19 protein-coding genes are annotated in these 25,670 nt (G+C 48.2%); 14 read left to right on the top strand and 5 right to left on the bottom strand.

The window, feature by feature from the left end:
• Nucleotides 1-78 precede the first annotated feature (78 nt).
• From pepN to rmf, 9 genes are all read left to right on the top strand, one after another.
• Complete coding sequence (pepN, locus tag WN56_RS01085; protein ID WP_046073213.1) at nt 79-2,688, top strand: aminopeptidase N; 2,610 nt, start codon at nt 79-81, stop codon at nt 2,686-2,688.
• 124 nt (nt 2,689-2,812) lie between these two features.
• Nucleotides 2,813-3,031: a DUF2835 domain-containing protein gene (locus WN56_RS01090; protein WP_046073214.1), complete on the top strand. Its 219-nt coding sequence runs from the start codon at nt 2,813-2,815 to the stop codon at nt 3,029-3,031.
• Between the two features lie 203 nt (nt 3,032-3,234).
• Nucleotides 3,235-8,055: an NAD-glutamate dehydrogenase gene (locus tag WN56_RS01095; RefSeq protein WP_046073215.1), complete on the top strand. Its 4,821-nt coding sequence runs from the start codon at nt 3,235-3,237 to the stop codon at nt 8,053-8,055.
• 65 nt (nt 8,056-8,120) lie between these two features.
• Nucleotides 8,121-9,134, top strand: a complete 1,014-nt coding sequence (gene pyrD, locus WN56_RS01100) for a quinone-dependent dihydroorotate dehydrogenase (RefSeq protein WP_046073216.1) — start codon at nt 8,121-8,123, stop codon at nt 9,132-9,134.
• 139 nt (nt 9,135-9,273) lie between these two features.
• Entirely contained in the window at nt 9,274-9,828 is a 555-nt protein-coding gene (locus WN56_RS01105; protein WP_046073217.1) for a cell division protein ZapC, read from the top strand.
• A 647-nt stretch (nt 9,829-10,475) separates the two neighbouring features.
• Complete coding sequence (gene rlmKL, locus WN56_RS01110; protein WP_046073218.1) at nt 10,476-12,605, top strand: bifunctional 23S rRNA (guanine(2069)-N(7))-methyltransferase RlmK/23S rRNA (guanine(2445)-N(2))-methyltransferase RlmL; 2,130 nt, start codon at nt 10,476-10,478, stop codon at nt 12,603-12,605.
• Nucleotides 12,602-12,856, top strand: a complete 255-nt coding sequence (locus WN56_RS01115; protein WP_046073219.1) for a glutaredoxin family protein — start codon at nt 12,602-12,604, stop codon at nt 12,854-12,856. The genes rlmKL and WN56_RS01115 overlap by 4 nt, the downstream gene beginning before the upstream one ends.
• Nucleotides 12,843-14,753, top strand: coding sequence for an ABC transporter ATP-binding protein (locus tag WN56_RS01120; RefSeq protein WP_046073220.1), 1,911 nt, complete (start codon nt 12,843-12,845; stop codon nt 14,751-14,753). Before WN56_RS01115 ends, WN56_RS01120 begins: the two co-directional genes overlap by 14 nt.
• 190 nt (nt 14,754-14,943) lie before the next feature.
• Nucleotides 14,944-15,114 carry a ribosome modulation factor gene (gene rmf, locus WN56_RS16695; protein ID WP_077458712.1) on the top strand — a complete coding sequence of 57 codons (171 nt, stop codon included), beginning with the start codon at nt 14,944-14,946 and terminating at the stop codon, nt 15,112-15,114.
• A gap of 232 nt (nt 15,115-15,346) precedes the next feature.
• Here rmf and fabA read toward each other — a convergent pair whose 3' ends face one another.
• Both fabA and WN56_RS01130 read right to left on the bottom strand, forming a co-directional pair.
• Complete coding sequence (fabA, locus tag WN56_RS01125) at nt 15,347-15,862, bottom strand: bifunctional 3-hydroxydecanoyl-ACP dehydratase/trans-2-decenoyl-ACP isomerase (protein ID WP_046073221.1); 516 nt, start codon at nt 15,860-15,862, stop codon at nt 15,347-15,349.
• Nucleotides 15,863-15,930: 68 nt separating this feature from the next.
• Complete coding sequence (locus WN56_RS01130) at nt 15,931-17,586, bottom strand: Lon protease family protein (protein ID WP_046073222.1); 1,656 nt, start codon at nt 17,584-17,586, stop codon at nt 15,931-15,933.
• Nucleotides 17,587-17,769: 183 nt separating this feature from the next.
• Between WN56_RS01130 and matP the strand changes: the two genes are divergently transcribed.
• Both matP and WN56_RS01140 read left to right on the top strand, forming a co-directional pair.
• Nucleotides 17,770-18,219 (top strand): macrodomain Ter protein MatP, encoded by a 450-nt coding sequence (gene matP / locus WN56_RS01135; RefSeq protein WP_046073223.1) that lies wholly within the window; start codon nt 17,770-17,772, stop codon nt 18,217-18,219.
• A gap of 31 nt (nt 18,220-18,250) precedes the next feature.
• Nucleotides 18,251-18,541 carry a DUF3634 family protein gene (locus tag WN56_RS01140; RefSeq protein ID WP_046073224.1) on the top strand — a complete coding sequence of 97 codons (291 nt, stop codon included), beginning with the start codon at nt 18,251-18,253 and terminating at the stop codon, nt 18,539-18,541.
• Nucleotides 18,542-18,810: 269 nt separating this feature from the next.
• Here the strand turns inward: WN56_RS01140 and WN56_RS01145 are convergent, their stop codons facing one another.
• Nucleotides 18,811-20,931 carry an ATP-binding protein gene (locus WN56_RS01145; protein WP_046073225.1) on the bottom strand — a complete coding sequence of 707 codons (2,121 nt, stop codon included), beginning with the start codon at nt 20,929-20,931 and terminating at the stop codon, nt 18,811-18,813.
• Nucleotides 20,932-20,933: 2 nt separating this feature from the next.
• Nucleotides 20,934-22,124, bottom strand: a complete 1,191-nt coding sequence (locus tag WN56_RS01150; RefSeq protein ID WP_046073226.1) for an FIST signal transduction protein — start codon at nt 22,122-22,124, stop codon at nt 20,934-20,936.
• 142 nt (nt 22,125-22,266) lie between these two features.
• Here WN56_RS01150 and WN56_RS01155 point away from each other — a divergent pair, with 142 nt between their 5' ends.
• Nucleotides 22,267-22,830, top strand: a complete 564-nt coding sequence (locus tag WN56_RS01155; RefSeq protein WP_046073227.1) for a hypothetical protein — start codon at nt 22,267-22,269, stop codon at nt 22,828-22,830.
• Between the two features lie 87 nt (nt 22,831-22,917).
• Here WN56_RS01155 and WN56_RS01160 read toward each other — a convergent pair whose 3' ends face one another.
• Nucleotides 22,918-23,337, bottom strand: coding sequence for a hypothetical protein (locus tag WN56_RS01160; protein ID WP_046073228.1), 420 nt, complete (start codon nt 23,335-23,337; stop codon nt 22,918-22,920).
• Nucleotides 23,338-23,614: 277 nt separating this feature from the next.
• Here WN56_RS01160 and ccoN point away from each other — a divergent pair, with 277 nt between their 5' ends.
• Both ccoN and ccoO read left to right on the top strand, forming a co-directional pair.
• The gene (gene ccoN / locus WN56_RS01165; RefSeq protein WP_046073229.1) at nt 23,615-25,042 is read left to right on the top strand and encodes a cytochrome-c oxidase, cbb3-type subunit I; all 1,428 of its coding nucleotides are present in this window, start codon (nt 23,615-23,617) and stop codon (nt 25,040-25,042) included.
• A gap of 13 nt (nt 25,043-25,055) precedes the next feature.
• Nucleotides 25,056-25,667: a cytochrome-c oxidase, cbb3-type subunit II gene (ccoO, locus tag WN56_RS01170; protein WP_046073230.1), complete on the top strand. Its 612-nt coding sequence runs from the start codon at nt 25,056-25,058 to the stop codon at nt 25,665-25,667.
• The last annotated feature ends 3 nt before the right edge of the window (nt 25,668-25,670 follow it).

The raw sequence follows: 25,670 nt of genomic DNA on the forward strand, positions 1-25,670 counted from the left end.
GGTATGGCATGCAAAATCGCCCTTGGGCGAATGAATACAGTTCGTTGGCTGAGGTACACTCGATAAAAAGGAAACGACATGTCTCAACAACCCACCGCCAAATACCGTGATGATTACCGTGCGCCGGACTTTACCATTACGGATATCAACCTTGAATTTGATCTTGATCCGAACAACACCCTAGTCACGGCGGTTAGCCAGGTGAAACGCCTGAATGATCACGCCACCGATCTGGTGTTAGACGGGGACGCGCTCACGTTAGTGCGCCTTGATATCAACGGCGACCCCTGGACAGCCTATAGTGAAGAGGCGGGCAAATTGATTGTCCGAGACGTCCCAGCCGCATTTACTTTAACCATCCAAACTCAGCTCGATCCTGAAAACAATACCGCTCTCGAGGGGCTATATATTTCGGGCGGGGCTTATTGTACTCAGTGTGAGGCGGAAGGATTTCGCCGGATCACTTATTATCTCGACCGTCCCGATGTGTTAGCTCGCTTTACCACCAAGGTGATTGCGGATAAATCTACATACCCATACTTACTCAGTAACGGCAATAAGATTGCGTCGGGTGAGTTAGAAGGTGGCCGCCACTGGGTAGAATGGCATGACCCGTACGCGAAACCCAGTTACCTATTTGCACTGGTCGGCGGCGATTTTGATGTGTTACGTGATACGTTTGTGACCCGCTCTGGACGTGATGTGGCACTGGAAATCTTTGTTGATAAAGGGAATTTAGATCGTGCCGATCATGCGATGACTTCATTGAAGAACGCAATGAAATGGGATGAAGAGCGGTTTGATCTTGAATACGATCTTGATATCTACATGATCGTCGCCGTTGACTTCTTCAACATGGGCGCCATGGAGAATAAAGGCTTAAACATCTTTAACTCCAAGTATGTATTGGCAAACGCCGAAACCGCCACCGACACCGATTATCTCGGCATCGAAGCGGTCATTGGTCATGAGTACTTCCATAACTGGACGGGGAACCGAGTGACATGCCGTGATTGGTTCCAACTTAGCCTGAAAGAAGGGTTAACTGTTTTTCGCGATCAAGAGTTCTCCTCGGACTTAGGCTCGCGCTCTGTCAACCGTATCAGCAATGCGCGTATTATGCGTGGCCCCCAGTTTGCTGAAGATGCCAGCCCTATGTCTCATCCGATCCGGCCAGAAAAAGTGATCGAAATGAATAACTTTTACACCCTGACGGTGTACGAAAAGGGCAGTGAAGTTATTCGTATGATGCATACCATTTTGGGTGAAACCGGGTTTCAAAAAGGGGTCAAACTCTACTTTGAACGTCATGACGGTACAGCAGCCACTTGTGATGATTTTGTTCAAGCAATGGAAGATGCGTCTGGGGTCGATCTGACTCAGTTCCGCCGTTGGTACAGCCAATCTGGGACGCCGGTGTTGAATGTATCATCGACCTATGACCCCGATAGCAAACAGTTGGCGTTACATGTCACGCAGCACACGCCGCCAACAGCGGATCAGCAAGAGAAGTTGCCGCTATATATTCCACTGGATATTGCACTCTATCGTCGCGACGGCAGTGTGATTGAGTTACAACGTCACGGTGAGTCGGTCTCAAACGTCCTGGCGGTGACAGATGCTGAGCAGACCTTTATTTTCGATGGGGTGGATGAGCAACCTGTGCTTTCCCTGCTCAGGGAGTTCTCCGCGCCAGTGAAGCTTGAGCATGACTATCAAGACGATGAATTGGCATTCTTACTGCAACATGCGCGCAATGATTTCGCGCGGTGGGATGCGGGTCAGAGTCTACTGGCCAAGCATATTAAGGAGAACGTCGCACGGGTACAAAACGAACAGCCTATTGATGTGCCCTTGTCAGTGATTGATGCATTTCGTGGCGTATTGCTCAGCGACAACACGGATCCGGCATTGATTGCGGAAGTGATCAACTTACCGACCGAGACGGAAGTGGCTGGCTGGTTTGATATTGTCGACGTTGATGCGATTCATCAAGTCATGGCGGCGTTCAAGCAACAATTTGCCGATCATATGGTTGATGAGTTTGACGCGGTATACCGTCAGTATGCGCAACCTGAATATCAGATCACCCACAAAGCGATCGGTGAACGCGCTTTACGTAATGCCTGTTTGAGCTATCTCGCGCACACGGAAAACGGCAACACGCATGTAGAGCGTCACTACCAAGCCGCGAACAATATGACTGACACCATGGCAGCATTGAATGCCGCTAACAATGCGCAATTACCGTGTCGTGAACCACTGATGAAAGATTTCAGTGATAAATGGCAGCATGATGGACTGGTGATGGACAAATGGTTCATGCTCCAAGGTGCGAACCCTTCCGAGACTGCCTTAGAGCAGGTGAAAGCGCAGATGGCGCACCCTGCCTTTACGCTCAAAAACCCCAACCGTGTACGCAGTTTGGTCGGGGCATTTTGTAATCGTAATCCGGCTCGTTTTCATGCCCAAGATGGTAGCGGCTACCGCTTTTTAAAAGAGATCTTGGTGACCTTGAATCAGTCGAATCCACAGGTGGCATCACGATTGATTGATCCTATGCTCAAACTGGCCTATTACGATCACCATCGCCAGCAGCAAATGCGACAGGTACTGCAAGAGTTGGCAGATATGGATAACTTAGCTGCGGATCTCTATGAAAAAGTAGAAAAAACACTTGAGCAGTAAGAAACGATTTGGGATAAAATCAGCCAAGCGTTAACAAGTGTGAAAAGCCGTCCACCTTGGGCGGCTTTTTGTTTTCGGTGGTTGATTGGTTTGCGGTGTCACGGTGATAGGTTGAGCGGAAGAGATGGAGTATTATTTTAACGTTTACATTGCTTACTCAGAGTATCAACACTACTACAGTGGTGCCGCGGCCAATGTGGTGGTGACGACCGATCAGGGTCTGCGTCTTCAGATCCCGGCTTCGCGTTTTCGTCCTTTCCTATCGCAACTCGGTATACGCGGGCGTTTTAAACTGGTGACCGACGCCAACCATAAGTTCCAGTCGTTAATGCGGGTTGCCTAGTGGGGCGCGAGTGATGCCTCGCCAATTCTTCTGTTTAAATAGCCACATCAGTCACATTCTGGCGAAATTCGCGTAAATCCAGCCGTTTACCTATAACGTTTTTACCTGCCAAGCCTTACACTAGACAGTGCGTTTGTTAACGCAATGTTTACCTCTGAATACTCACAACGATAATGTTCTAAAAAGGACAACGGAGCTCCAGAATGACCTCGCGTGACCCTATAGTACCTGTGTTACTTGAGAAGGTTTATCAGCTGATTGCCGATAAACTGGATGATACTCAACAACCACTTGTCGATGCATTAGCCAAAAGGATATTGGGTCAAATCTCTGATGATGACTTGCAGGAACGCAATGAGTCAGATCTCTATGGTGCTGTGATGAGTTTGTGGCACCATCTAAACACCTTCGAACAAGACAAAGTGTTTGTAAAAGTCTTTAACCCGAGCCTCAGTGGCAATGGCTGGCAGTCCACCCACACCATTGTCGAGATCTTAGCACCAGATGCCCCCTTCCTGGTCGACTCGGTGCGCATGGCCCTCAACCGTTTGGGGATCACGACCCACCTAATGCTTAATACCCCGATAAAATCACAAAAAAATGATCAGGGTAACGTGATTGCGATTGGCGGTGACAACGGGCAGTTCCAAAGTACGTTCCACATCGAAATCGACAAAATGTCCGATGAGTCAGAGATGGCTGCATTAGAGGCGGAATTGTCTGAAACCTTGATGGATGTGGTGATGGTGGTAAACGACTGGAAGCCGATGCGTGAGCAAATGCTTGCGCTGGTATCGGAGCTGAAAGATACACCGTTACCCATTGATGATGAACGTCGCCAAGAAGCGATCGAGTTTTTGAGCTGGATTACCGATAACAACTTTACCTTTATGGGGTATAAGTGTTTTGACTTAGTCGCGGTGGAAGGGGATTACGAGCTTCGTGCTAGCGCAGATTGCAATGCACTCGGCTTAGCCAAAAAGCATAAATCGCCCGCCGTCCTTAGCCTATCAGACATGCCAGAGTCAGCGCGCGCCGAGGCGCTGAAAAAAGAATTACTGGTGTTGACGAAAAGCAATGCCAAATCTCGTGTCCATCGTCCGGCTTATGTGGATTACATCGGGATCAAAAAATTTGATCAAGATGGCAATGTGATTGGTGAGCACCGTTTCACCGGTCTTTATGCATCTTCAGCGTATAACCAATCCACCGCCAGTATTCCCGTCTTGCGTAACAAAGTGCGTCGCATTCTTGATAACAGTGGCTTTTATCGTGAATCACACTCGTGGAAAGCACTGGCGAATATTTTGGAAAACTATCCCCGTGATGAGCTTTTTCAGGCGACCGAAGAAGAAATGCGCGACGTTGGGATGGGCGTGGTGCAAATGCAAGATCGTGACATGCTGCGCGTGTTTGTTCGTCGCGATCCATTCGGGCGGTTTTTCTCGTGCATGGTGTACATCACCCGTGAGCGCTACAACACCGAGTTCCGTCGTCAAACCCAACGTATTCTTCAGCAGTACTTTGGCTCTGATCAGACGGTAGAATTTACCACTTTCTTCTCGGAAAGCCCCTTGGCGCGGACGCACTATATCGTCCGAGTAGAAAACAACAATTTCGATATTGATGTGAAGAAGATCGAACACAATCTAACAGAAGCGGCTTCGTCTTGGGACGATCGTCTGCAAGAGGCTGTGATCGCAAACTTTGGTGAAAACCGAGGCACACCGATCGCCAAGCGTTACCTGCGGGCGTTTCCACGTTCGTACAAAGAGGCCATGCTGCCTGGATCAGCGGTGGCGGATATTGAGCGCCTTGAGGGACTCAGTGATGATAACAAGCTCGATATGCTGCTTTATCGCCCCCAAGAGGTAAGCCATCAATCGAACGCGATCAGCCTGAAACTCTTCCAAAAAGGCGAACCTATTCACTTGTCTGATGTGATGCCAATGCTAGAAAACCTTGGCTTACGCGTGATTGGTGAATCACCTTATGAAGTAGAAACCAGTCAAGGGGATGTATACTGGATCCTCGACTTTTCGATGTTGCACAGTGCTGGATCGGCGTTTGATCTTGGTAATGCCCGGGATCGTTTTCAGCATGCCTTTGCGGATATCTGGCATGGCCGCCTGGATAACGATGGCTTCAACCGCTTGGTGCTTAATGCCGGTTTGTCGGGGCGCGAAGTGACGATTTTACGTGCGTATGCGCGTTATATGCGTCAAATTGGCTTTCCATTTAGCCAAGCCTATATTGAAGAGACGCTAGCGTCACACTCTCAACTTGCCAGTTTCTTGGTAAAACTATTCAATACGCGTTTTGACCCGGTTGGTAAACAAACGAAGCGGGCACAAGACATCATCATCAATGATATTGAAGAAGCCCTCGATAATGTCGAGAGTCTTGATGATGACCGTATTATTCGCCGCTACATGGAAATCATGTTGGCGACCACGCGAACGAACTTTTTCCAAAAAGATCCGGACAATGGCCAAGACAAGCCTTACTTGTCGTTAAAACTCGAGGCCTCTGAGATCCCGGATATGCCTAAACCTGTTCCTGCATTCGAGATCTTCGTGTATTCACCGGATGTAGAAGGGGTGCATTTACGCGGCGGCAAAGTCGCACGTGGTGGCTTACGGTGGTCCGATCGGCAAGAAGACTTCCGCACCGAAGTGCTGGGGTTGGTTAAAGCCCAGCAAGTGAAAAACACGGTGATTGTGCCCGTCGGAGCCAAAGGTGGGTTTGTATGCAAGCGACAGCACCAGCTCTCGGGCCGAGATGCAATTTTTGCAGAAGGGAAGCGCTGCTATCGGATCTTCATCCAAGGGTTGCTCGATATTACCGATAATATCGTTGAAGGCACCCTGACACCGCCGCAACACGTTGTGCGTCATGACGAAGATGATGCCTATCTCGTGGTAGCTGCAGATAAAGGTACCGCGACCTTCTCCGACCTTGCTAACAGTGTCTCAGCGCAATATAACTTCTGGCTGGGCGATGCTTTCGCGTCTGGTGGCTCCAACGGTTATGACCACAAAAAAATGGGGATCACCGCAGCGGGTGCTTGGGAATCGGTGAAGCGTCATTTCCGCGAAGTGGATATCAATTGTCAAACCACAGACTTTACCTGTGTGGGGATTGGCGATATGGGAGGCGACGTGTTTGGTAATGGCATGTTGCTCTCTAAACATATTCGCTTAGTGGCAGCCTTTAACCACATGCATATCTTCATTGACCCTGAACCTGATGCCGCGAAAAGCTGGAAAGAGCGCCAACGCCTTTTCAACCTGCCGCGCTCAAGCTGGGAAGATTATGACAGCGAGTTGATTTCCAAAGGCGGGGGGATATTCTCTCGTCGAGCGAAGTCGATTAACTTAACGCCAGAAATACAAAAACTGCTTGGTACACGCAAGCAATCCATGGCGCCGAACGATCTGATCAAACAGATCTTAAAAGCCAAAGTCGATCTGCTATGGAATGGTGGGATTGGCACCTATGTTAAATCGTCCGATGAAACCCATACCTCTGTTGGCGATCGCGCCAATGATGGGTTACGTGTTAACGGCAATGAAGTCGGTGCGCGCATTATCGGTGAAGGCGGTAACTTAGGGATGACACAACTGGGGCGTATTGAGTATGCGCTCAAAGGTGGCCGCGTCAATACCGACTTCATTGACAATGTCGGCGGGGTAGATTGCTCAGATAACGAAGTTAATATCAAGATCTTGCTCAATGGGCTGGTCGCTGCCGGTGACTTGACCATGAAAAAACGCAACGAGCTTTTGGAGCGGATGGAAGATGAAGTGTCTGATATCGTGCTTGAAGATGCGTACAGTCAGAGCGAGTCAATTTCCGTAACCCACAATCAGCAAGCGGCGTTATTAAAAGAGCAGATCCGCTTTATTCATTATCTTGAAAAAGAGGGCAAGCTGGATCGTGCACTTGAATATTTGCCGGATGATGAGACCTTGTCTGAGCGTAACTTACGTGGCACGGGCCTAACTCGCCCAGAAATTGCTGTGCTGGTGGCGTACGGGAAGATGGTGCTCAAAGAGCAACTGGTGGTTGATGAAGTGACGCAAGATGCACACTTTGGCCAGCTACTCCCCAGTTATTTCCCGAAAGAGTTACAGCGTCACTATCGCAAAGAAATGGAATCCCATCCATTGAGAGGCGAGATCATTGCTACCGCCTTGGCGAACCAGATGTCGAACGACATGGGCTTCAATTTCATTACGCGTATGCAAGATGAAACGGGAGCAAGTGTCAGTGATATTGCCAAATCGTATGCGATTGCCCGTGATGTGTTTGGTTTTGAACAACTGTTTGACGATGTGCGAGCGCTAGATAATCAGGTCAGCGCCAAGGTGCAATACGATATCTTGTTCCGTTGTCGCCGGATGCTACGCCGAGCAACCCGATGGATGCTACGTAACAAACGCAAAGGGGAAAGTATCGAGGCACAAGTGGCCTTTTATCGTCCGGCGCTGCAAAACTTGGTCGAGCACTTGGATGACTATCTGGTTGAGAGTGAAATCAAAGAGCATGATCAACAAGCGGAGACGCTACGACAAGCTGGGGTGCCGGATGCACTGGCGAATAGAGTCTGTCGTCTAACCAGCGTGTTCTCTGGATTGGACTTAGCACAGGTGTCAGAGCAGCTGAATAAACCGTTCGAGCTGGTGGCACGCTTGTACTATGTGCTAGGGGATAGCTTGTCACTGCACTGGTTCTTGAAACAAATCAACAACCAACCGGTGGATAACCACTGGCAAGCGTTGGCGCGTGCGTCTTTCCGCGAAGATCTGGATTGGCAGCAACGATTACTCACCGCCCGTATCGTGTCCGAAATGGCAACCGATCAAGATGCTGAGACGGGATTAGCCCAGTGGATGGATGAGCACGTAGTCATTCTCGGGCGTTGGCAGAGCATTGTTGATGAGTTCAAAGTGGGCTCAGTACATGAGTTTGCCAAGTTCTCCGTCGCGTTACGCGAATTGTCGCTGTTAAATTTAAATTGAATTAAAGCGCCAATAACGCAATAATCTAGCCCCGTTTATACGGGGCTTTTTTATTAGGAGGGATAATGCTTTACCGCCTCGCCAGACCGGCTATCTTTCAGTTAGATCCAGAAAAAGCACATGATCTAACCATCAACACCCTTTCTCGATTCCATCACACCCCGCTTCGTTTTCTCTATTCCCAACAGCTTCCTCCTCGTCCAGTTACCGTAATGGGACTCAACTTTAATAATCCCGTTGGTCTAGCGGCAGGATTGGACAAAAACGGCGAGTGCATAGAAGCCTTTGGTGCGATGGGTTTTGGTTTTGTGGAAGTGGGGACAGTGACACCCCGGCCACAACCGGGAAACGACAAACCTCGACTTTTTCGTATTAAAGCCGCCGAGGGGATCATCAACCGTATGGGGTTCAATAACCTGGGGGTTGATGCGTTGGTAGAAAACGTCAAGCGTGCGAAAAACTTCGATGGTGTGTTGGGTATTAATATTGGCAAGAACAAAGATACACCCATCGAGCAGGGCACCGATGACTATGTCGTCTGTATGCGAAAAGTGTACCCATATGCCGACTATATCGCGGTTAATATCTCGTCGCCCAATACGCCAGGATTACGGACGTTGCAATATGGCGAGATGTTCGACGAACTCCTGAGCACACTGAAAGCCGAACAGGCACAGTTGGCAGACACTCACGATAAATACGTGCCTCTGACGGTTAAGATTGCCCCAGATTTGAGTGAAGAAGAAATTCAACAAGTGGCGCAAGCACTGATTCGTCACCAGATCGATGGTGTGATTGCGACCAACACCACGCTTGAGCGCTCATTGGTAGATGGTATGCCTCATTATCGTGAAGCGGGTGGGCTAAGTGGCCGTCCTGTTCAACTAAAAAGCACCGAGGTTATTCGTCAACTACATCGTGCGCTCGATGGGGCGATGCCCATCATCGGTGTAGGGGGAATTGATTCAGTCACGGCGGCGCGTGAAAAGTTGGAGGCAGGGGCGGATTTGGTGCAAGTCTACTCTGGGTTGATTTACCAAGGCCCTGGGCTCATAAAACAAATCGTGCGTCATATTTAAGTTAGGAAATAAAGTCTTAAGGTATAAAAGGGGGCGTTTTCTTCCCCTTTTTTTTTCGCTTCAGCCCATTACACTTCAGGCAATGGCAGTTTTGGTATAGCCAGACACCCAGTTAGTGAGTCATCGCGGGAGCTGAAGTATGTTAAAACCTAACAATGCATGGAGATGGTATTTCGATAATACGTCGAATTCACTAATGCTGGATTTAGGCGACGACATGGTTTTTCGCGTGGCGGTCAACGCCAAACATCTCATCCCCGATGCGTTCTCATCATCCCCATTTTCTGTTGAGGATGCATCACTCTTTCAACGTTTGACCGATCCCCTGTCAAACCTCTCTCTTTCCGGCCCTCGTCAGGCCGAACTCGCTTTGAACGCAGTGGCAGCCTATCGCTTCCACAAACCTGTCTTACCTAAAAGCTGGTTTTTCGAGCCACAACAAGACACTATCGCCACCCCTGAGTGGGGGCAAATAGTCGAGCTCACCAGCCAAACAGGGGATAGGGCGCCGTTTATTATCATAGAGAACGCCGGTTCTGCCTCGCTCTGCATGCTCGCACGTGAGGCTGATTTTGAACTGAGCGCGAATAAAACAATGGCGTTTTGTGGTGCGATTAAAGTAATGAACGACCGGCTATCGCAACCAATACTTCAAACAAATAGCCAAAAAGGTCGCTTTGCGTTAGTGGGCTGAGTGGTTTTCACTCAGCCCACGCCTCCTTTCTTCCCTCACTTTTCGTGTTTCTTGTACAGACTACAGCGCTATAGCTGTATCTTGACGTTTCTTATACCAAACAGATGTGCATAAAAAATGTGATATCAGTTCATTTTATGAGCGAAAAGTGTGCACATGCCTGCGCATTTTTTCATTGATTTTGGGGTGTTTTCACCCTTATAAGGCCAATGAATGACGTCTTTCTTCCTATTTTAGCCGTTAAAATGCTTGAATAAACCCATCCTGGTATAGTCCAGTTTGCGCAATTTGCGATTCGTTCCCAAGGGGAAAGATAAGCCATTTTCGTTTTAATACTATCAGACATAATGTGCGTAATAGTCACAGTGAATGCTTACACGCGTTCAGCTCAAAACGGATTTGGCGAGGTGAGATGAGTGACAAAGCAAGGTGGTTTCCTGAGGGAAACAGGTATGCGCATCTAGTTGGGGTGATTGATTCTCATTGGAAACAAAGGCATCTAGATATCTGTTTCTTAGTGGAAACAACAATCCGGCGATTTATTCATCACTCAATGAGATTGTCGCCGCTTGGGTCAACGATAGGCGTAAGATTGATGTATAATCGCCGCCATGATGACAACGACGCCCAAAGGGTGTAGAGACTGAATGAAACACTATCTCGCAATAACCGCTCGAGGTCTCGAGCACATGCTAGCTCAAGAGCTTGAACAACTTGGCGTATCTAGCCTCAAACAAGTCCATGCAGGGGTTAAATTTAAAGCCGACGATTCAACACTGTATCAATGCTGTTTATGGAGTCGGATTGCGTCACGGTTCGTCTTGGTGCTGGGCGAGTTTGCGGTGCGCGATGATATGGATCTCTACCTCGGTGCAACGGCCATTAACTGGCCAGATTATTTTCACGCCAGTCAGCGGATTGCGGTGGACTTTAATGGTACCAATCGCGAGATACGTAACAGCCAGTACGGGGCGTTGAAGGTCAAAGATGCGATTGTAGACAAATTTGAAAAGTCGAATTTGCCCCGTCCAAGCGTCGACCGCGAGCAGCCTGATTTACGTATCCATATGCGGTTATCGAAAGATCAAGGCCTGCTTGGGATTGATATGGTGGGGAGCGGCCTGCATCAGCGTGGCTATCGTACCCAGGCTGGCGCGGCACCATTACGAGAAACCCATGCTGCGGCTTTGGTGTTACGGAGTGGCTGGAAGCCCGATCAGCCTTTGATGGACATCATGTGTGGCTCGGGCACCTTGCTGATAGAAGCGGCGATGATGGCAGCGAAAATTGCGCCTGGATTAAAGCGCAAGCGTTGGGGCTTTGAATCATTGTTGGGCTTTGATGATGAAGCCTTTAAAGCGATCAAAGCTGAAGCGAGTGTCAAGGCGAAACGAGGTGTAAGTAAGTGCCAGACACGTTTTTATGGCACTGATAACGATGCCCGTATCATTGAGACAGCACGTGCGAATGCACGACGTGCTGGCGTTGGTGAATTGATTGACTTTGAAACGGGTGATGCCACGCAAGTGACGCCGCCTGAGGGATTCTCAGGGGGACATATTCTTTCTAATCCGCCGTATGGGGAGCGCTTGGGAACCACGCCTGGCTTGATAGCCCTCTACACGCAGCTCGGTGATCACCTTAAAGAGGCATTTGCGGGGAACACGGTTTCTTTGTATTCAGGTTCGGAAGAGTTGCTTAGTTGCTTGCGGATGCGTGCGGATGACAAATTTAATCTACGCAACGGTGCGTTAGATTGTGTGATGAAAACCTATGCGATCACCGCGCGTGGTGAAAAATCGGAGAGTGAGGCGGCAAAGGCGGACGTCGCCCCAGATTTTGCTAATCGCTTGCGCAAGAACATGACCAAACTGGATAAATGGGCAAAGAAACAAGGGCTAGAGTGTTATCGACTCTATGATGCTGACTTACCGGACTATAAAGCCGCGATTGATCGGTATCGCGACTTTTTGGTCATCCAAGAATATGCGGCACCGAAAACCATTGAGCCAGAAAAAGCACGTCGTCGCTTGCTGGATATGGTGCGCGCAGCCATCGCGGTGACCGGTGTGGATGCCAATAAAGTGGTGCTAAAAACGCGCGAAAAGCAAAAGGGCAATAACCAATATCAAAAACTCGCCGGCGCATCTAGAACGATGACGGTCGATGAATATGGCGTGGCGCTTGAAGTTAATCTCTATGATTACCTGGATACAGGGTTATTTCTCGACCATCGCTATACCCGTCGTCTAATTGGTGAGAAAGCACACGGGAAAGATTTCCTTAATCTCTTTGCCTACACGGGCAGCGCGTCCGTTCATGCTGCGGCAGGTGGTGCACGGTCTACAACGACTGTCGACATGTCAAAAACCTATATAGCGTGGGCTGAACGCAATATGGCGCTCAATGGCATTGTCGGACGTCAGCACCGTTTTGAGCAGGCAGACTGTCTACAATGGATTCGCCAGTCTAACCAGCAATTTGATTTGATCTTTATCGATCCGCCGACATTCTCTAATTCGAAAAGAATGCAGAGCACTTTTGATGTTCAACGTGATCACCTTGATGTACTTTTAGCGCTGAAAGATCGTTTGCGTCCCGATGGGGAAATTATTTTTTCCAACAACAAACGGCACTTTAAGATGGATAGTGAGGGATTAGCCGCGGCCGGCTTACGTGCGGAGAATATTAGCAAGAGTTCGATTCCTGAAGATTTTGCCCGCAACCCACATATCCATAATTGCTGGATAATCCGTCATCAGGCAGTATCAGCATGACACTCGTATTGTTTAGCACGGAAGGGTGCCACCTTTGTGAACAAGCGTGGGTACTCTATCAATCTCTCGGTTATCAAACGCCACTCAACAGTCAAGACATTGCCTTTGACGATGCGCTCTTTGAGCGTTACGGTGTCACAATCCCTGTGATTGCAATCTGCGATCAGTCTGGAAAGGTGAGGGCTGAATTAGGATGGCCGTTTGATCACACACAATTACAAGCTTGGTTAACGCAACATGGCATTGATTAAAATAACCTCCGCCCAGTTGGCGTATGGCGACAACCCATTACTGGACAAAACAGACTTTATTCTTCAGCCAGGTGAGCGCGTGTGTCTTGTTGGACGCAATGGTGCGGGCAAGTCGACGCTGATGAAAGTCCTTGATGGTCAGGTACAGCTCGATGATGGCAGTATTCAAAGCCAATCTGAACTTAAAGTCTCTCGGCTTGAGCAAGATCCACCACGAGATAGTCAAGGAAGTGTATTTGACTATGTGGCCGAAGGTCTCGCTGAGGCAGGGGACAAGCTAAAGCAGTATCACCAACTGATCGCGAAGATCGAATCAGATCCTAGCGATCGCAACATAGCCGAGTTGGCCAAAGTGCAAGAAGCACTGGACCATGCTGACGCTTGGCGCTTTGACAATCAAATAATGGTGGTATTAGGGGCATTAGGACTGGAAGGTAACACCGCGCTTAAAGCCCTATCGGGTGGCTGGCAACGCAAAGCCGCCTTAGCGCGGGCACTTGTCTGCGAGCCGGATGTGTTGCTTCTTGATGAGCCAACTAACCATCTGGATGTTTCGACGATTCTGTGGTTGGAGCAGTTCTTGAAAGACTTTAAAGGCGCGATCGTCTTTATCTCGCATGACCGTTCGTTTATCGGGGCAATGGCCACGCGTATCGTGGATCTTGACCGCGGCAAGTTGACCTCATGGCCAGGTGATTATCAAACCTATCTGGACGGTAAAGAAGAAGCTCTGCGTGTAGAAGCGGAGCAAAATGCCGAGTTTGATAAAAAACTTGCCCAAGAAGAGGCCTGGATTCGTCAAGGTATCAAAGCGCGTCGCACCCGCAATGAAGGACGTGTACGCGCATTGAAAGCGCTACGGCAAGAGCGTGCGAGTCGTGTTGAGTTACAGGGTAACGCAAACCTGCAGCTCGATGACGCCAACCGTTCGGGGAAAATTGTGTTTGAAGCCGAAAACGTTGCCTTTACCTATCAAGATCAGCCACTGATTAAGCCATTTAGCTTTACGGTGATGCGCGGCGATCGCATTGCACTAATTGGCCCCAACGGATGCGGTAAGAGTACACTGTTGAAGCTGATGCTTGAAAAACTCACCCCAGACAGCGGGCACTTGCACGTGGGGACCAAGCTCGACGTGGCCTATTTTGACCAATATCGTGAGAAATTGGACCCAGAAAAAACGGTGATCGACAACCTGGCAGGGGGCAAAACAGAAGTTGAAGTAGGTGGCCGAAAACGTCATGTCATGGGTTATCTGCAAGACTTCTTGTTTCATCCACGCCGTGCGCAAACCCCGGTGAAAGCGCTATCAGGAGGAGAGAAAAACCGCCTATTGCTGGCCAAGCTTTTCCTCAAGCCTGCCAACTTACTGGTACTTGACGAGCCGACCAACGATCTTGATATCGAAACGCTCGAGTTGTTGGAAGACTTACTTTCACAGTTCCAGGGAACCTTGTTATTGGTCAGCCACGACCGTCAGTTTGTCGACAACACAGTGACGCACAGCTGGATATTTGAAGGCGACGGCACCATTAATAAATTTGTTGGGGGGTATCACGATGCCCAACAACAGCGTGAGCAGTATCTCAAAGCCATCACACCCAATAGCCGTACCCATTCAATGAGTGGTGAGGGTGATACGGAACAAAAGACGGCAAAACCTAAGAGTAAGCCACGCAAGCTATCTTATAAACTGCAACGTGAGCTAGAAGCCCTGCCGGCGCGGCTTGAGGCGTTAGAAGAAGAGATTGAAGCGTTACAATCAGAAATGAACGATCCTGATTTTTTCTCGAAAAGTCAGGACATTACTCAACCTAAACTGACCCGATTAGCTGAGGCTGAACAAGCTTTAGAGCAAGCCTTTGAACGCTGGGAAGAATTAGAGGCTATGCAATAATCTCGTTAGTGACGTTGTCACATATAGAGGGATATGACTCACATTTTGTTTAGTCGTTGCTCGATAGTGCTTGCTTAAAAAACAATCATGATCGAAGCTGTAGAGGATGCTTCATAAAAACGTCATAGACGGAAGTATCCTTGCAAATGGCAAGCAGCATTGAACAAAATGGAATAAAGAGGGCGACCCTATGAAAAGACAGAAGCGAGATCGTTTGGAACGCGCACAGTCAAAGGGCTTTCAAGCTGGGATAAACGGTCGATCGTCTGAACTATGTCCTTACCAACAAACGGATGCGAGAAGTAGCTGGCTTGGCGGATGGCGCGAAGGCAGAACCAGTAAATCGGAAATGATGAAGTAACCTCTTTTTATATTTCACGGCCTTATCGTTTTGGTAAGGCCTTTTTAAATACATCTTAATGCACTATAACTTTATATGTTTGCCACTAAACAAACATAAGTACAGCAATCAATTTATCCAATCACTAAAAATTTCCTTCTTAGTTATCCAAAAGCGGAGAAGTACTTGATAAGTAGGAAGGGAGGGGTAATAGAAGCCGGCGATGGTCGTCTCACCGGCTCGACAGAGAGGATTAGAATGCGGATGTGTCTTGGAAAAGACCCACTTTCAGATCTTTAGCGACGTAAATCTCTTTATCATCAACGTAGACGCGGCCATCACCGACACCCATAACGAGTTTACGGTTAATCACGCGTTTCATGTGAATTTCATAACGAACACGCTTAGCCGTTGGCAATACTTGTCCGGTAAACTTCACTTCACCAACACCCAGGGCACGGCCTTTGCCTTCGCCGCCAACCCAGCCGAGGAAAAAGCCAACTAGCTGCCACATAGCATCTAAGCCAAGGCAACCTGGCATCACTGGATCACCTGGGAAATGGCAGTCGAAAAACCATAAATCTGGGTTGATATCCAACTCAGCGACAATCACGCCTTTATCAAAGTCACCACCTTGATCGGTAATGTTGGTGATACGGTCCATCATCAGCATGTTTGGTGCCGGAAGCTGTGGGCGTCCCGGGCCAAAGAGCTCACCTTGGCTAGATGCGAGTAAATCGTCGCGGTTATAGGAATTTTGGCGTTTCATTATATCTAAACTGCTCCTTATTCAATTGCGAGCAGGTTAGCGTACACGTGTACGCCAAACAACTCGGATCAGTACTGGCCAAACCAGTTTTTTAAGCGTTTAAACAAACTGTTGCAGCTTTGTTTTTCATCAGTATGAAAATGATTTATTCGATTAGATATTTTTCTTAGCAATGTCTCCTCATCGTCTCCGGAGAATGGGAGACCTGTCACAAGCGGCAAGGCTTGTTCGACATCATCCACCGCCCAAATATGAAATTGACCGGCTTTAATCGCTTCAACAACGTCGTTCCGTAGACACAAGGATGAGAGGTTCGTTTTAGGTAACACGACACCTTGTTGGCCCGTTAATCCTCGATGCGCGCAAACTTGATAATAACCTTCAATTTTTTCATTAATCCCGCCTACCGCTTGTACGCGACCAAATTGGTCAACTGCACCAGTGATGGCAATGGCTTGATTAATCGGTTGTTGAGATAGCGCGCTCACAAAGGCACACAACTCGGCCAAGGATGCACTGTCACCATCCACTTCACTATACGATTGTTCGAATACAATAGAGGCCGAATAGGGTAAAGGGTCATCAAGATTTAGCGCCACGCTCACAAAGGCTTGCATAATCATCATGCCTTTGGCGTGAATGTTGCCTGCAAGCTCGGCTTTGCGCTCCACATCAGCAATATCGCCATCACCGGAGTGAACAACACAAGAAATTCTCGCTGGCTCACCATAACTCATCGGATGGCCAGGCACTTCGATCACAGTTAAACCGTTGATTTGGCCGATATGCTCGCCACGGGTATCAATAAAAACCTGTCCTTTGTGGATATCTTCAATCGCACGCTCAGGGAGATAGGCAGCACGTTGGTAACGCTGAGAGATAGCGGCATCAATGGCGGCTTTGTCGAGCGCATCCGACGCCGTTATGACAGACTCAGCCAGTAGTTGCTGATACCAAACTGGACACAAGGGCATCCGCCATTGATCTTCGCTTTCTCGTGCCCCTGCTTGTAATAAACGCACTAAGCCTGATTCTGTCATGGGTAAATGCGTTTGAGCGGTGACCAAGCCTTTAAGCCAAGCAAAGTAGGGCACAATGGTGGCCGAGTCGAGCGCAATATCTTGCTCATATTCGGCATAAGCTGACAGACCTTCGTAGAGATCAGGCTCATTGGTTTCAAAGTCGGCCAGCCACTGTCTGTCGCCGACTAACACCAAACGTACGTTCAGTGCCTCATCGGGCAAATCCGTTACTTGATCGGCACGGGCGGTTTGCCAGGCGAGTTTGCCTGATGATAAAAACTGCTTGAGGCGCACCCAGACGCGTGGCTGCTGCAGTACATCCGCCACTTTTAAAATCAATACGCCATCGTGAGCTTGATGCAGTAAACCGTACTTCTTTTGTGACGCTGTCACATTTTTATTCGCATCATAAGCAAAGCCAAACAGTGTTGATTCGGTAAATGCGTCACCGATCACAACCGGCATCTCTGGGTACTGTGCAACTAATTCTGCTTGATAGGCATTAAGATATTGAGGTAAGTCAGCTGACATCACGGTAAGACAAGCCGTTGGACACGAAGGTGACATTAACCAAGTCAGTGCCTTTTTTAAGCGCGATTGCAGTGATAACAGTGAGGCCGCCTCTAAATGCGCGAATTGTGCAATGTCGAGAGAAAACTGAGAATAATGTGGTTTGGCATCACGCCAATCAACTTCATGCATGTCTATGATTACTGACTAAGATTAGAATGGACAGAGTATAAAGGATAACACACTGTGGTAATAGGATAGTGCGGCCATTGGATCGTCCACTGGCGTACGCGGTATCTTTGAGGTGTGCGATAATTGAACAGACAGCGAGTTAGTGTTACGCTGTCACTACTTGGCGTGACTGAAGCTTGGCATATGAAATATCAACAACTCGAGAACCTTGAGGCAGGCTGGAAATGGGCCTACCTAGTGAAAAAGTGGAAAGACGGTGACGCTGTCACAAAATACATTGATAGCGATGAGGCTCAGACGGCCGTTGACGCCTTGTTAGCGCTGGAGCATGAACCAACGCGTGTACATCAATGGATTGAAAAGCACATGTCACCTTCATTGGAGAAAAAACTAAAACAAGCAATTCGTGCCAAGCGCAAGCGTCACTTTAATGCCGAGCAAGAGCAAACGCGGAAAAAATCTATCGATTTGGATTATCGTGTGTGGGAGAAGCTCTCGCAAAAAGCACACGAGCTTGACGCGACCTTGTCAGATACCATTGAATATTTACTGTCTGAGGCTAATCGCTCAGAGAGTGCCAATAAGCAGGTAGACACCTTAAAGCAAGATCTGAGTAACTTGCTGGGTATGTAGAACCGTTTGACCGATAAGCGAGCATCGCAGTATGGGCTATTTTTTACTTATCTCTTTTGCCATTTTTCTCGCATTTATGTTGATTGACCGGCCACTGATCGTGATTGCGTTTAAAGATGGCCAGCTAGTGCGTCACAAAGGAAAAGTGCCGAAAGGTTTCTTACATGACTGCCAAGACATTGCGAAGCGTCATCCGTTCACGGGCACAGTGAAAGTGTATAGCAACCGCTTTAAACCCGCGAAGGTGGTGATGTCGCGTAGCATTGATAACCGCATTCAACAACGCATCAAAAACGTATTCCCACATCAGTCATTCAAATAGCATCAGATTACAAGCCATGCTGGACAAGGAGCGATATGATAAGCGAGAAAAGCCATATCGCTCCTATATTGACTCGTACCCATCAGTGCGCATTATATATATTATGTTAAATAAAGGTTTGAGGTCTGACGTTGGATACTGCTTCTGCTCGTCCAGCACTCTTCCTTTTTTGTCATTAAACGTAATTAGCTATTTACCATAAAATAGCTAATTACTACTTCCTTTAATCGTCATTACCCCAAGAGTCGCTTGACCTAAGTCGATTCAAGTCAGCGGTAATTAGTGGAAAGATCTAATGGCTGATGAGCATGCAGTACGGCGTTAAGGCTTGCCGCCCTAATCGGCTTGGTAACAAAGTCATCCATGCCGGCACGGACACAGCGCTGTTTATCCTCATCCATTGCATTGGCGGTCAGCGCAATGATCGGTCGTTTAAACCCTGAAGCACGCAGCGCTTTGGTAGCAGCAATGCCGTCCATGACAGGCATCGACATATCCATCAGCACAAGATCAAATTCTGTTTGTTTAACCTGTGCCAGTGCTTCTTCACCATTGGATGCTAATACGACGGTATGACCCTGTTTTTCCAGCATTAACCTAACCACCATTTGATTAGCACGGCTATCTTCGGCGACCAATATCGACATAGCCTGCACGGCGTCGGCCGAGACGTTTGGTTGTGCTTGGTGTTTTTGTGCATCTTGAGGTGTTTCGACAATCGGCAAACGAACGCAGAAGTCAGTTCCCTGGTAAGGCTCACTTTCCACATGAATACTGCCTCCCATCATCTCTACCAGCTTTTTACAAATGGATAATCCAAGGCCAGTACCGCCAAAGCGGCGAGTAATGCTGCCATCCGCTTGAGTAAAAGGCTCAAAGATTCGACCAATCTGTTTTTCGTCGATGCCGATTCCTGAATCTTTCACCCATAACTCGAGTACATCATCATGAGCGTCAAGTGACACTGTCACCCCGCCGCGTTCCGTGAATTTTAAGGCATTGGCCACCAAGTTAAGGAGTATCTGCGTAAAGCGGTTCTCATCCATAAACAAGGTGTTGGGCACAGAAGAAGAGACACTAACAGAGAGGTTAATGCGCTTTTTATCGGCCCGCTCAATCAATTGTTGATAGACATTCGATACGCTATCGCTGGGCTTCATCAATGAGGGAGATAGCGAAAAACGGTTGGACTCAATTTTAGATAGATCGAGAACATCGCTGATCAATGTTAGCAATAGCTGAGCAGATTTATCCATTTGCCCTACCCACTGCTTTTGTTCTTGCGTTAATGAAGAGTGTTGCAATGCATCGATCAATCCTAAAACAGCATTGAGCGGCGTGCGGATTTCGTGGCTCATCACGGCAAGAAACTGCGATTTGGCATTATTGGCTAACTCAGCTTGCTGACGAGCCTGTTGCAATTCGACAACACGACGCTTGGTCGCAGTGATATCTTTAGCCGTCCCTCGATAACCGGCGAGCTCACCGCGCTTATTATAGCAAGGACGGCCTGAGAGGCTTACCCAGTAGTCATGGTGACGAGATTCTATATGCCATTCAATATCGCTAAAGGCTTCTTCTGTGTATATGTACTCTTCTAATTTCGTTTTTAATTCGGCGTCTGATTTGAGCTTTGCCAGCAGGGCTTCAGCATCGATGTCGGTATCAGTATTGGGTGATGACAGGTAAGTCAGTTGAAATTGGTTGTCGAGCTCCCAAAACCAGTCACTGGCTGTTTGGGCAAAGTCTTGAAAGCGTTGCCGGCTAGCATTAAGTTCCTGAGTGCGACTCCCCACTAATGCATGTAGACGGTGACGGTAGTCGATATCCATAATGGTGCGTTCAATCAAGGGGCGAAATCGGTCGATGACTTGCTGGGCTTCGTTATTAAATGCATCGCGGCGGTGTGACAGCAAAATAAGCATGACTTCGCTGTCATTTACCGTTAACCCGCTAATCAGCGCAGTACCTTGTAAATAACTGGCGTATTGATGCGTTAAGCAATGCATCTCTTTCACCATGCCAGGTTTATAGATAGCAACCGTTTCACCACTTACACAGCGGCGGAACACATCGCCTGTTTGCCAAGTGACTGTTTCCAGTAAGCTTTCAGTCGATACGAGACAGCGAAACGCATCTTCTGTTTCTCGGTTGCGGCTTAGCGCCACGGCGCTATCAAAGCTGACATACCGGCGGATCACATCAAGTAAGGAAGCAAAAATATCAGTTTTTGACGTCGCTTCCGTCATGGCTGAGATTGCCGACAAAATCGCGTCGTTTTCTTCCCTTAAACGCTTTTCTCTTGCTTCAACACGACTGAGTTCAAATAAGGTTTCTTGTAAAGATTCAGAGTCTGAACGTTCAGAGGCCGATACGCGTTTCGACGTCATGATTAATCCTTATGAAATAACACAGCCGAGATCATTAAATTACCATGGGACAGTTCCCCACCTTTAAACAAGCCTTGTTCACCAAAGGTAAACGGGCAGACAAACGGCGCAGTGTATAAGGCCGTGTTGATATTGTCGGCGACTTGGTCAAGGCGATCTTTGACATGAAGCATACACCCCGCACAATAAATCGCCAGTCCACCGAGAGGTTGAGGCGTTCGCAGCGCATGATCGTTTGCCGATTCCACGACTCGACTTGCACGGGCAATCAACCCTTCACTGGTGCCTGTCATAAAGTGCGCGGTTTGCCCTACGGCTATTTGCGAGAAGAGTTCCATGTGCCCTTCTTGGTTAACAAACATGGGGTGTGACAAGGTGTAATAAGGTAAGCCGTGTATCTTGCCCGTTTGTGTCCCGAGCGGATACAAGGTTGATCGTGCGAACAGCGAGTCGCCTAAATCTAGCGTTTGCCCGGTTTCTTCTTCGTACCAGTCTTTATATACCGCCGATGCGGGTTTATGGTCCAAACTCACTAAGGTACGACCACGTACCTCTGTGACGACGGCCTTCTTGGTGGTGGCCGCATAACCAGAGTGGAATGAATAACTCACCCGTGCGGTTGGATAAAAAACACTGATTGCGATGCCAGATTGCGCGGTTTGCTCATTATCGAAAATGGCCCATCGTCCGCCGACGGTGTCGGCCGCAGCGGAGCCACCTATCACTGGGACCGATACGCCCAACTCTTCTCGAATGGCGGCTAACGTCGTTTCCTCATCACCCGGTGTACTGTGTAAAGCGATGAGTTTGGGGAGCTCGCCACAACGGCCGCTCTCTTCTATCGCTTGATTAAGCGCAATGCGCGCTGAATCGCGTATAGGACGATGGGCTTGGTGTGGCACGAGGGATGTGCCGTAACTCCCCTTTTCATCACTGCAAGCCCAGACGGCGGCTGTCGGCCCTTCGATATAACCGGCTTGCGTCATGACACCGCAGCAGGTCGTACACCCTATCAATGGCACGCCAGGGAAAAGCGCAACCATTGCTCGCTGAAGTGCATCAACATCGTATTGTTCCGTGCAGTAGAGCATTAAAAGCTTAGGTGCCTTTAGACGGCCCAATAAAGTGCGCGCCAGTGTTTGCGCGGCGTCTACTGCGTCTGGATTTTGTGTGCATGCCGTGGCTATTTTCATCTTAATGTGCGTTATTGTGCTCGCGATTTATCACGATTTTAATGATACCTGCATCAGGCGATCAAATCATTGCGCTAGTCGGCTGAAATAGTGGTTAAAATCACGTATCCTATTTCCCATTTATATCGCTAGAGTGCTCAACATGGATTGTCGACCCGTTGCGTTATTCGGTGGAGCCTGCGCCTTGGGTGCCACTATCGCCTACCAATTGGCCGCGAAAGGCTATACGCCAATTATTATTGATCACAATCGAACGGCAGCGCTCGATATCGTCGCTCATGATCCCAGAGTCAGGTTTAAAGAAGCACCTGTATTCACGCCCGGTACCCTCCAAGCCACGCTTGATCAGTGCACCGCGCAACTCTCCCCTTTTGTCGGTGCTGTTGTCGTGTCTGAGCAGGGGCATGCCTATATACAATCACTAGGGGGTGGTGGGCTGGATGCATTTTGTCAGATGGGGGCTCGTTGTGTCGTTATTCATACGAACAGCCATCTGAGCAACGCCCCCCTACTAAATGACAAGCTGGCTACAAATCGCCTGCAACGGATTAACAGTATAAGTTTCTGGTCGGATCACAATATTAACACTGATGTGGAAACATTACCGTCGCGTAAAAAGAGCGAAGTTTTATCTCCATTGGTATGTTTTCTTTTAAGTGATGAGTCAAATGGCATTAATAATCAAGAATTTAAGATGAATATATGAAAAGTAAAAAAAAGAAACATTCATAAATAAGCATTTCCTTTTATAATGACTACAAAATAGAATAAATAAGATTTAAACCGCAGTTTATCACTCGCTTTTGGGGTAATTAAATTTAAATTGATATCGATCAAAGACAAGGTTAAACCTCATCGGATTGCGAGGTAAATCTTGGGTTTTCCACTGCCAAGTTAGCGTGATCTTCTCCCCATTTCGGTCTAGCTGATCGCTAATTTCGATCTGCTTACTTCCTTCTTCTCCCCAATAAGCCGAATGTGGCTTTTTGTCTGAAACCACTGAAAAAATTACATTATCTTGTTCTTTACTCCAGGCGAACTCTATGAGCTGCTGAGATTGTGACGTGCCACAAAATCCACGTTCCCCTTCACAGTCTATAATGGTCAATCCAGGTGTATAGACCAGCGTCCTCCAGAAGAAAGCAACCACCAAAAGTGTAAGCATAACGATGATTTGCGCGAGTCGTCCTCGAGTGAGTTTTTCTGCTGCCATGAGTCGCTTTCTCCGTGTTACAGAGGTCAAAGTTTTATAAGAAAGGTAGGTAAGCCGCACTAAGTGTGTGGGTTAGACCCTGTTTTTTAACCAGTATCTACAGTATGATTCTGGTCGAAAATGCCATTTTTACAAAGAAATAGCAACGGAGTGTGCAAAGTGGTTAAAAACCATACGCAACGGGGCGTTTTCTTAAAAATGGTATGTTAACAGGCGAAGCGGAGGCTTCGTCCGTATCAAACGTGAGTGTAGTTAACTAAAAGTGGAAGCATGCAATATGAGCCAAGTTAAGCAGCTTGAACAAGACTACAACTACCGCGTTGTCCGCTTATTTACCCTAACAACCATTTTGTGGGGTATTGTGGGCATGGCTGTAGGTGTACTTATTGCCGCTCAATTAGTGTGGCCTGCACTGAACTTTGATATTCCGTATTTGACGTATAGCCGTCTGCGTCCACTGCACACCAACGCAGTGATTTTCGCTTTCGGTACCAGTGCGTTGTTTGCAACCTCTTATTATGTTGCGCAGCGAACTTGTCAAACACGGTTGTTCGGAGGGAAGTTAGCAGAGTTCACCTTCTGGGGTTGGCAAGCCATCATCCTTTCTGCAGCCATCTCGCTGCCAATGGGATACACCACCTCTAAAGAGTACGCTGAACTAGAGTGGCCAATTGATATCGCCATCGCGGTGGTATGGGTCGCATACGCTATCGTGTTCTTTGGCACGCTTATCAAGCGTAAAACGTCACATATTTATGTGGCCAACTGGTTCTTCGGTGCCTTTATTCTGACCATCGCGGTGTTGCACATCGTCAACAGCATGGCAATCCCTGTTTCACCGATGAAGTCTTACTCCATCTATGCTGGCGCAGTTGATGCGATGGTGCAGTGGTGGTATGGACACAACGCGGTTGGCTTCCTGCTGACAGCAGGCTTTTTGGGTATGATGTACTACTTCGTTCCCAAACAAGCGGGTCGCCCTGTTTACTCGTATCGACTCTCCATCGTCCACTTCTGGGCATTGATTTCGCTCTATATCTGGGCGGGTCCTCACCACCTTCATTACACGGCTCTGCCCGATTGGACACAGTCACTGGGGATGGTGATGTCGTTAATCTTGTTTGCACCTTCGTGGGGCGGGATGATTAACGGTATTATGACGTTGTCAGGTGCGTGGCATAAACTTCGCTATGATCCCATCTTGCGCTTCCTGATCGTGTCTTTGTCATTCTATGGCATGTCTACGTTTGAAGGCCCAATGATGTCGATCAAGACAGTTAACGCCTTGTCGCATTATACCGATTGGACAATCGGTCACGTTCATTCTGGTGCACTCGGTTGGGTCGCAATGGTCTCTATCGGCTCTATCTACCACTTGATTCCTAAACTGTTTGGTCAAGAGCGTATGTACTCAGTGTCTTTGGTGAACGTACACTTCTGGCTTGCCACGATTGGTACCGTGCTTTACATCGTTGCTATGTGGATTTCTGGTGTGATGCAGGGTCTGATGTGGCGCGCCGTCAACACTGACGGTACGTTGACATACAGCTTTGTGGAGTCATTGGAAGCCTCCTATCCGTTCTACTTCGTCCGCTTTATCGGCGGTGCGATTTTCCTATCAGGCATGTTCTTGATGGCTTACAACGCATATAAAACGATTCGTGCGCCTGAAGCTAGCTTGAAGTCGCTTGAGCCTGCGGTGTAAGGAGGACGATTAAATGAGTTCAAATCGCCACGAGATAGTAGAAAAAAACACAGGTTTGCTAGCGATTTTGATCATCGTTGCAATCAGCTTTGGTGCATTGGTGGAGATAACGCCATTGATTTACCAAAAGCAAACCACTGAACCGGTAGATAACCTTCGTCCGTATACAGCGTTAGAAATGGAAGGACGTGACATCTACATCCGTGAAGGATGCAACGTGTGTCACAGTCAAATGGTTCGTCCATTCCGTGCTGAAACCGAGCGTTACGGCCACTATGCCGTCGCAGGGGAAAGTGTTTGGGAGCACCCCTTCTTATGGGGCTCTAAACGTACCGGTCCTGACCTCGCCCGAGTTGGGGATCGTTACTCTGACGAATGGCACCGCGTTCACTTAATTAATCCACGTGACGTAGTACCTGAATCGAACATGCCTGGTTTCCCTTGGTTAGCAGAGAACAAGCTGGATGGGGAAACAACGGCCGCGAAGCTGAAAGTATTCCGTGACCAATTTGGTGTGCCATACACCGATGAGGACATCGAGAATGCCAAGGCGGCGGTTGAAGGTAAAACGGAGATAGAAGCGTTGATTGCTTATCTTCAGTCACTAGGTCACGCAATGAAGTAATAA

This window comes from Salinivibrio sp. KP-1 (genome assembly GCF_000968645.1).
Taxonomy (GTDB): Bacteria; Pseudomonadota; Gammaproteobacteria; order Enterobacterales; family Vibrionaceae; genus Salinivibrio; species Salinivibrio siamensis.

Coding starts and splice junctions, on each gene's coding strand:
- pepN (WP_046073213.1), top strand. CDS start 79: ATGTCTCAACAACCCACCGCCAAATACCGTGATGATTACCGTGCGCCG.
- WN56_RS01090 (WP_046073214.1), top strand. CDS start 2,813: ATGGAGTATTATTTTAACGTTTACATTGCTTACTCAGAGTATCAACAC.
- WN56_RS01095 (WP_046073215.1), top strand. CDS start 3,235: ATGACCTCGCGTGACCCTATAGTACCTGTGTTACTTGAGAAGGTTTAT.
- pyrD (WP_046073216.1), top strand. CDS start 8,121: ATGCTTTACCGCCTCGCCAGACCGGCTATCTTTCAGTTAGATCCAGAA.
- WN56_RS01105 (WP_046073217.1), top strand. CDS start 9,274: ATGTTAAAACCTAACAATGCATGGAGATGGTATTTCGATAATACGTCG.
- rlmKL (WP_046073218.1), top strand. CDS start 10,476: ATGAAACACTATCTCGCAATAACCGCTCGAGGTCTCGAGCACATGCTA.
- WN56_RS01115 (WP_046073219.1), top strand. CDS start 12,602: ATGACACTCGTATTGTTTAGCACGGAAGGGTGCCACCTTTGTGAACAA.
- WN56_RS01120 (WP_046073220.1), top strand. CDS start 12,843: ATGGCATTGATTAAAATAACCTCCGCCCAGTTGGCGTATGGCGACAAC.
- rmf (WP_077458712.1), top strand. CDS start 14,944: ATGAAAAGACAGAAGCGAGATCGTTTGGAACGCGCACAGTCAAAGGGC.
- fabA (WP_046073221.1), bottom strand. CDS start 15,862: ATGAAACGCCAAAATTCCTATAACCGCGACGATTTACTCGCATCTAGC.
- WN56_RS01130 (WP_046073222.1), bottom strand. CDS start 17,586: ATGCATGAAGTTGATTGGCGTGATGCCAAACCACATTATTCTCAGTTT.
- matP (WP_046073223.1), top strand. CDS start 17,770: ATGAAATATCAACAACTCGAGAACCTTGAGGCAGGCTGGAAATGGGCC.
- WN56_RS01140 (WP_046073224.1), top strand. CDS start 18,251: ATGGGCTATTTTTTACTTATCTCTTTTGCCATTTTTCTCGCATTTATG.
- WN56_RS01145 (WP_046073225.1), bottom strand. CDS start 20,931: ATGACGTCGAAACGCGTATCGGCCTCTGAACGTTCAGACTCTGAATCT.
- WN56_RS01150 (WP_046073226.1), bottom strand. CDS start 22,124: ATGAAAATAGCCACGGCATGCACACAAAATCCAGACGCAGTAGACGCC.
- WN56_RS01155 (WP_046073227.1), top strand. CDS start 22,267: ATGGATTGTCGACCCGTTGCGTTATTCGGTGGAGCCTGCGCCTTGGGT.
- WN56_RS01160 (WP_046073228.1), bottom strand. CDS start 23,337: ATGGCAGCAGAAAAACTCACTCGAGGACGACTCGCGCAAATCATCGTT.
- ccoN (WP_046073229.1), top strand. CDS start 23,615: ATGAGCCAAGTTAAGCAGCTTGAACAAGACTACAACTACCGCGTTGTC.
- ccoO (WP_046073230.1), top strand. CDS start 25,056: ATGAGTTCAAATCGCCACGAGATAGTAGAAAAAAACACAGGTTTGCTA.